This window comes from Geobacillus thermopakistaniensis, from assembly GCF_000498995.1.
Taxonomy (GTDB): domain Bacteria; phylum Bacillota; class Bacilli; order Bacillales; family Anoxybacillaceae; genus Geobacillus; species Geobacillus thermoleovorans.
On the sequence record NZ_AYSF01000112.1, the window covers coordinates 1 to 6,256 of the forward strand.

The 6,256-nt window shown below is 52.6% G+C and carries 7 protein-coding genes; 4 read left to right on the forward strand and 3 right to left on the reverse strand.

The genetic code is table 11. From position 1 onward, the window contains the following. Window positions 1–223: 223 nt before the first annotated feature. From T260_RS121605 to T260_RS121590, 4 genes are all read left to right on the forward strand, one after another. Window positions 224–1,585 carry a replication initiation protein gene (locus tag T260_RS121605; RefSeq protein WP_031213361.1) on the forward strand — a complete coding sequence of 454 codons (1,362 nt, stop codon included), beginning with the start codon at window positions 224–226 and terminating at the stop codon, window positions 1,583–1,585. A 586-nt stretch (window positions 1,586–2,171) separates the two neighbouring features. Beyond that, complete coding sequence (locus T260_RS121600) at window positions 2,172–2,924, forward strand: SDR family NAD(P)-dependent oxidoreductase (protein ID WP_011231178.1); 753 nt, start codon at window positions 2,172–2,174, stop codon at window positions 2,922–2,924. A gap of 69 nt (window positions 2,925–2,993) precedes the next feature. After that, the gene (locus T260_RS121595) at window positions 2,994–3,764 is read left to right on the forward strand and encodes an SDR family NAD(P)-dependent oxidoreductase (protein WP_023634673.1); all 771 of its coding nucleotides are present in this window, start codon (window positions 2,994–2,996) and stop codon (window positions 3,762–3,764) included. Window positions 3,765–3,803: 39 nt separating this feature from the next. Further along, on the forward strand, window positions 3,804–4,583 hold the full coding sequence (locus T260_RS121590; protein ID WP_023634674.1) for an enoyl-CoA hydratase/isomerase family protein: 780 nt from the start codon (window positions 3,804–3,806) through the stop codon (window positions 4,581–4,583). A 151-nt stretch (window positions 4,584–4,734) separates the two neighbouring features. Here the strand turns inward: T260_RS121590 and T260_RS121585 are convergent, their stop codons facing one another. The 3 genes from T260_RS121585 to T260_RS0121305 all read right to left on the reverse strand — a co-directional run. Further along, window positions 4,735–5,562 carry a serine/threonine protein kinase gene (locus T260_RS121585; RefSeq protein ID WP_014195786.1) on the reverse strand — a complete coding sequence of 276 codons (828 nt, stop codon included), beginning with the start codon at window positions 5,560–5,562 and terminating at the stop codon, window positions 4,735–4,737. Continuing rightward, the gene (locus tag T260_RS121580) at window positions 5,562–5,759 is read right to left on the reverse strand and encodes a hypothetical protein (protein WP_023634675.1); all 198 of its coding nucleotides are present in this window, start codon (window positions 5,757–5,759) and stop codon (window positions 5,562–5,564) included. The genes T260_RS121585 and T260_RS121580 overlap by 1 nt, the downstream gene beginning before the upstream one ends. Before the next feature lie 119 nt (window positions 5,760–5,878). Further along, a partial coding sequence (locus T260_RS0121305; protein WP_031213363.1) for a topoisomerase DNA-binding C4 zinc finger domain-containing protein occupies window positions 5,879–6,256 on the reverse strand: 378 nt, incomplete at its 5' end.

Below are 6,256 nucleotides of genomic sequence, written 5' to 3' on the forward strand. Positions count from 1 at the left end.
GTACATTTTTGGTGTTTATCTCGTACATTTTTGGTTGTTTCGGCGTACATTTTTGGTGTCCAGCGTACATTTTTGGTGTTTATCTCGTACACATGTTTTCTTGTGTACGCTTTAATAAATAAAGCGTACATGTACGAAAAAATGTACTTTTTAACGTGAGTGTTTTCTTGTAGAATAGGATCAAGGAGTTATTTTCCTAATTTAGTAGGTGGAGGATGAGAGGATGCAGACTCCGGCTGTCCAGCCGCAGTACAACAGCGCCGTGACGAAGTCCAATGCGCTGATTGAGGCGAACTATAAGCTGTCCACTATCGAACAGAAGATCATCTTGTATATCATCAGCCAGATTCGCAAAGATGACGCCGATTTTAAAATGTATAAGCTGCCGATACAGGAGTTCTCTGAATTGCTGGGATATCGGGGAAGCCCTAAATACACGGAGCTTCGGGAGATCACGAAAAATTTGATGCGCAAGGTGCTTGAGATCAGAGAAGGCCAGAAGCTCAAACAGCTGAGTTGGGTTTCATACGTGGAATACGACGAGCATTCCGGCTATGTCAGCTTGGCCTTTGATCCCCGCTTGAAGCCCTACCTCCTGCAGCTGAAAAGGGAATTTACGACCTATCGCCTGAAGAATGTGATGGAACTGAAAAGCTCTTACTCCATCCGTATGTACGAGCTTTTAAAACGTTGGCAGTATATGGGCGAGGTCGTGATTCGTCTGGATGATTTGCGGATGATGGTTGGAGCAGGGGACAAGTATTCAGAATACCACAATTTCAAAAAACGAGTGCTTAATCCCGCCAAGAAGGAGATTGCGGAGAAGACGGACATCATGTTCACATACGAGGAGATAAGGGAAAAACGCAAAGTTGCNCGTATGTACGAGCTTTTAAAACGTTGGCAGTATATGGGCGAGGTCGTGATTCGTCTGGATGATTTGCGGATGATGGTTGGAGCAGGGGACAAGTATTCAGAATACCACAATTTCAAAAAACGAGTGCTTAATCCCGCCAAGAAGGAGATTGCGGAGAAGACGGACATCATGTTCACATACGAGGAGATAAGGGAAAAACGCAAAGTTGCGGCGATCCGCTTTCAAATCAGAGAGAAAGTCGTTGAGCCGGTTGTCGTTGCCTTGGAAGAGAAAAAGGAAGCTCAAGCAGATGATCGGTATTTGCAGTTTTTGGCTGTAGTGCAGGCTTATGACCGGTACATAACAGAACAGCAATTCACGAAGATAGCGGTCTTGGCTCAAAAAGCTTTCGGCGGAAACTGGATGGATGAGCTCATTCAAACGGCAAGGCGCATTATGCAACGCAATGACATCCGCGAACCAATTGCTTTTCTGACCTATTTCTTGAATGAAAAAGTGCAACGGATTCAGGTCGGGATCAATCCAAATGAGGTGACCATTCACAGCCATGGAGGCGCTAGATTCGTCCGCCGCGAGATCGTGCCGGACTGGCTCCGGGGCTACGAAGAGCAGCTTGCTGCCGAAAGCGCCAAAAGCAAAGAGGTTGATGAAGATATCGAACAGATGCGACGTGAGCTTGAGGAGCGGTTAAAGAAATACAAAGACTAAGTCCAGCCCGCGCCGGTCTTCCCGGCTGGCCGCCTTCTGGCCCTTGGCCATCCGGCCGGAGCCTGGGGAAGACCGGCGCTCAGCCGCTCGGAGAAGCTGCTTGCGATCCAGAACCTTCCGCTGCCCGCGGAAGTGCGAAGCAGAATCAAGGAGTTGCTCAAAGCACCGCCGCGATCAATAATGATGTTTATTGTTTTATTTTTTGTCTGACATTAAATNGACCGGCGCTCAGCCGCTCGGAGAAGCTGCTTGCGATCCAGAACCTTCCGCTGCCCGCGGAAGTGCGAAGCAGAATCAAGGAGTTGCTCAAAGCACCGCCGCGATCAATAATGATGTTTATTGTTTTATTTTTTGTCTGACATTAAATATTGGTTAATTTTCGACAAAAAGCGACAGATAGGTGTAGCTGCACCGGCGCTTCCGTTTCCTTTTGAAAAGGGTGCCGAAAAAGGCTTTTCCGATTAGGGGTATAAAAATGTTTAAAATATTCTAAATGTGATGTATAATAAAAGAAACAACATACTAACCGGTTGGTATATCGTCTGTTGAAAACGGATTCAGAAGCGGATCGAAAGGTGGGAAGATCATGAGGCTAAAAGGAAAAGCGGCGATTGTCACCGGCGGCGCGAGCGGCATCGGCCGGGCGACGGCGATTCGCTTTGCGGAAGAAGGCGCCAAAGTGGCGGTGAGCGACATCAATGAGGAAGGAGGGGAAGAAACGGTCCGCCTGATTCGGGAAAAAGGAGGGGAGGCGATTTTTGTCCAAACGGACGTAGCCGATTCCAAGCAAGTGAGCCGCCTTGTCCAAACGGCGGTTGATGCCTTTGGCGGCCTACATATTCTCTTTAACAATGCCGGCATCGGCCATTCGGAAGTGCGGAGCACCGACTTGTCTGAAGAAGAGTGGGACCGGGTCATCAACGTTAATTTGAAAGGAGTGTTCCTTGGCATCAAATACGCGGTGCCCGTGATGAAGCAATGCGGTGGCGGGGCCATTGTCAACACATCGAGCCTGCTTGGAATCAAAGGGAAAAAGTACGAATCGGCCTACAACGCCTCGAAGGCCGGGGTGATTTTGTTGACGAAAAATGCGGCATTGGAATATGGGAAGTTTAACATTCGCGTCAATGCCATTGCACCGGGGGTCATTGATACGAACATCATCACGCCGTGGAAACAAGATGAGCGCAAATGGCCGATCATTTCGAAAGCGAACGCCCTCGGCCGCATCGGGACGCCAGAGGAAGTGGCGAACGCGGTGTTGTTTTTGGCGTCCGATGAAGCGTCGTTTATCACCGGCGCGACATTGTCGGTCGACGGCGGCGGGCTGACGTTTTAGACGTCGGACGGCTGATACGGGGCAACGGATGAAAACAAAGGTCGCACAAACGAGAGGGGAGAGGAAACGATGCGTTTTGCCAATACCGTCGCTGTGATTACTGGAGGGGGAAGCGGCATTGGCCGGGCGACGGCCGTCCGCCTGGCTCAGGAAGGGGCGACTGTCGTGCTTGTCGGCCGCACAGCCGTCAAACTGGAAGAAACGGTGCAAGACATCACGCGTCTTGGGGTGCTAGGGGTGGCCGATCGGTTTGCGGCCGATGTCACGGACCGCGAACAAGTGCGCGCCTTGGCCGCATACGTCCAAAATCGGTACGGCGACTTGCATGTGCTCGTCAACAATGCCGGCATTTCGACCCATACGAAATGGCTCGAGCTCACCGAACAAGAGTGGGATGATGTGCAGCGCGTCAATATGAAAAGCGTCTTTCTTGTCTCGCAAACGCTCGCTCCGCTGATGATCGAAGGGGCAAAACGCGAGCGCGCCAATCGGGCGATTGTGAACGTAGCGTCATTGTCCGGCCATCAGGCCGGGGCGGAAATTCCGCATTACAGCGCCGCCAAAGCCGGCGTGATTAACTTGACGAAGTCGCTCGCCTTGGAGCTGGCGCCGTATGGCATCCGCGTCAATTCCGTCTCGCCTGGCTTTGTCGAGACGCCGCTTACCGAACGTGGACTGCAAAATGAGCGGTTTGTGAAAGCCATCGAGCGCAACACCGCCTTAGGCCGGGTGGGAGCGCCGGAAGAGATCGCCAACGTCATTGCGTTTCTTGCCTCTTCGGAAGCGTCGTACATGACCGGCTCTGATGTGTTGGTCGATGGCGGATGGCTCATCAAATGAAACTGAAAAGTCCAAAATGGAAAAGGAGAGGAAAGGAATATGGAAACCTCGCATTTGCTTGTGGAACAATCCGGTTCTGTATTATGGTTGACGCTGAATCGCCCGGAGCGGCTCAATGCCTTCAGCCCGGAGATGATTGCCGGACTGACGGATGAAATCGAACGCGCCGCGGCGGATGATGCCGTCCGCGTCATCGTCTTATCCGGCGCTGGGCGGGCGTTTTGCGCCGGCGGGGATGTGAAAACGATGGGGCAGTCGAGCGCCCCGCAGGCGTATGAGCATATCGGCCGACTCAACCGGCTCATTTTGGCGATGAAATCATGCGAGAAACCGATCATGGCCGCCGTGCACGGCGTGGCGGCCGGAGCTGGGTTCAATTTGGCGCTGGCTTGCGATGTGATCCTCGCGGCCGAAGACAGTCAATTCATTTTGAGCTTTGCGAAAGTCGGCCTTGTCTCCGACGGTGGCGGGTCGTATTGGCTCCCGAGGCTTGTCGGTCCGCATTTGGCGAAACAGTTTTTCTTCACCGCCGATCCGATTTCAGCCCGTCGCCTGTATGAATTGGGCGTCCTAAGCGAGGTCGTCCCAGCTGAGAAACTGCGCGAGGCGACAGAATCGTTCGCCTCGAAGCTGGCGGGTGGGCCCACGAAAGCCATCGGAAAACAAAAACGGCTGATTGAGCACGCGCTGACCGCGACACTTGAGGAGATTCTCGAAGAAGAGCGTCTCGTTCAAGGGTTGATGGTGGAAACCGAAGACCATCGCGAAGGGGTGACGGCGTTTAAAGAGAAACGGAGCCCGGTGTTCCAAGGAAAATAAGCGAGTGGCAGTGCCGAAAGAGCGTTGCACCCTGTTTCTCCATCAGCGGGAGACGGGGCGTATTTTGTTTTCACTTCGCCTCAAATGAAACAGCCCCCCCTTTCCAAATGGGGAAAAGGGGTGGTTGGTCGGGGAGCGGTGCGATCAAACGTCAAAGCGCCCCTGCTTGATTCCGGATGGGTTCTGCGAGCAACTGATCCACGTCGTCGATCAACTCGTCAACATGGTCATACGGCGCATCCAGCTGCAGCATTTTCCGCAAGATCCTGCGGGCGTTCGAGGATAAGTCAAGTTCTTCTTCCCAGCTTTTTTCCTCGTCACTTATCGGTTCATAGGCAGAATACAATAAAAACAAGGTGAAGTGTCCAAGGGCATAGAAATCGCTTCGTGGATGCGGTTTGCGCCGCAGCCGCTTTTCCAGCGGGTCGTCATCGCGGAAATCCACCGGTTCGCCGATGCGGCAGGCCAAGCCGAAATCGATGATCGCCACCGTTCCATCGCGCCAAATGATGTTCGGGATGCGCAAATCGCGATGGACGATGCCGAAAGCATGGACGTGCCGGACGACCTCAAGCACCTCCTTTAACAATCGAAACGCCTCTTGTTCCGTGTACTTGGCTTCCAGCTTGAAAATCCGGTCTTCCACCGTTTCTCCGTCGATATACTCCATCACGAGATGCGGCTGTCCGCGCTCCACAAACCGATCATACAGCCTCGGAATTTGCGGGTGGCGCAGGCGGGCGAGCACGTCAGCTTCGCGCCGAAGCAAGCGGCGGCCGTCTTCTCCTTTTGTCCGCCGCGCTTGTTTGATGACGACAAGACGGCCTGTCAGGTGATCGCACCCTTTGTAGGCGATGCCGTAGCTTCCCATCCCGAGCTCTTCGATGACTTCATAGCGGCCATGAAGTATAGTTCCGTTCCGATGCGGCCGGTCAAACCAGCGGGCGATGAGCGGATGGCGTTCGAACAAACGTTTCATCAGCTGCCGAAGAAGCTCGAGAAGAAACTGCCGCTGTGATGTTTCTTTTTGTAATGGTGATGGCCGTACTGGGACGGGTGCTGATGCGGATAGTACTTCGGGCCGTAATGATGGTAATCGCTGCTGCTATAATGCTTTTTATAGTGCGACGAGTGATGGTGCTGCCCCAAAAGCGCCTTTAACAACTTCTTGAACATCTTGATCGCTCCTTTATGGTAGATTTATTTATATATACGGAACAACAAAAAGAAGGTTTCGGATTCTTCAAAGAGATCAATCAACCGCCAGCGTTGCAGCTCCTGGCGGTTGATAGCGATTACTCTTTTTTTTCAAGCGCTTGTTTGAGCAGCTCCCCTAAACTCGTGCCAAACGATTCGTTGGCCGGGCTGTATTTTTTGAGAAGCGCCCGTTCGCTGCCTTTTGCGGCGATGCGTTTGGTCTCGTCCGCTTTTTCGACAATATTGCACGGGCGGCATTGGAAATACATCCCTGCTTTTCCTTCATGCATTTCCATGCGCCGGTGGCATTGCGGACAGCGGCGGTTCGACAGTTTCGGGTCGCGCCGGCGGCGGTAGCGGCACGCTAAGTTCGAGCAGACAAGCATCCGTCCGTCTTTCGTTTTCCGCTCTTTTAAAAGCGCACCGCATTCTGGGCATGTGAGATTTGTGAGGTTTGGCGCTTTGTATACCTGCTC

Bases quoted from the DNA above. Each gene is read 5' to 3' on its own strand.
- T260_RS121590 (WP_023634674.1), top strand. From the start codon at position 3,804: ATGGAAACCTCGCATTTGCTTGTGGAACAATCCGGTTCTGTATTATGG.
- T260_RS121600 (WP_011231178.1), top strand. From the start codon at position 2,172: ATGAGGCTAAAAGGAAAAGCGGCGATTGTCACCGGCGGCGCGAGCGGC.
- T260_RS121585 (WP_014195786.1), bottom strand. From the start codon at position 5,562: ATGAAACGTTTGTTCGAACGCCATCCGCTCATCGCCCGCTGGTTTGAC.
- T260_RS121580 (WP_023634675.1), bottom strand. From the start codon at position 5,759: ATGTTCAAGAAGTTGTTAAAGGCGCTTTTGGGGCAGCACCATCACTCG.
- T260_RS121595 (WP_023634673.1), top strand. From the start codon at position 2,994: ATGCGTTTTGCCAATACCGTCGCTGTGATTACTGGAGGGGGAAGCGGC.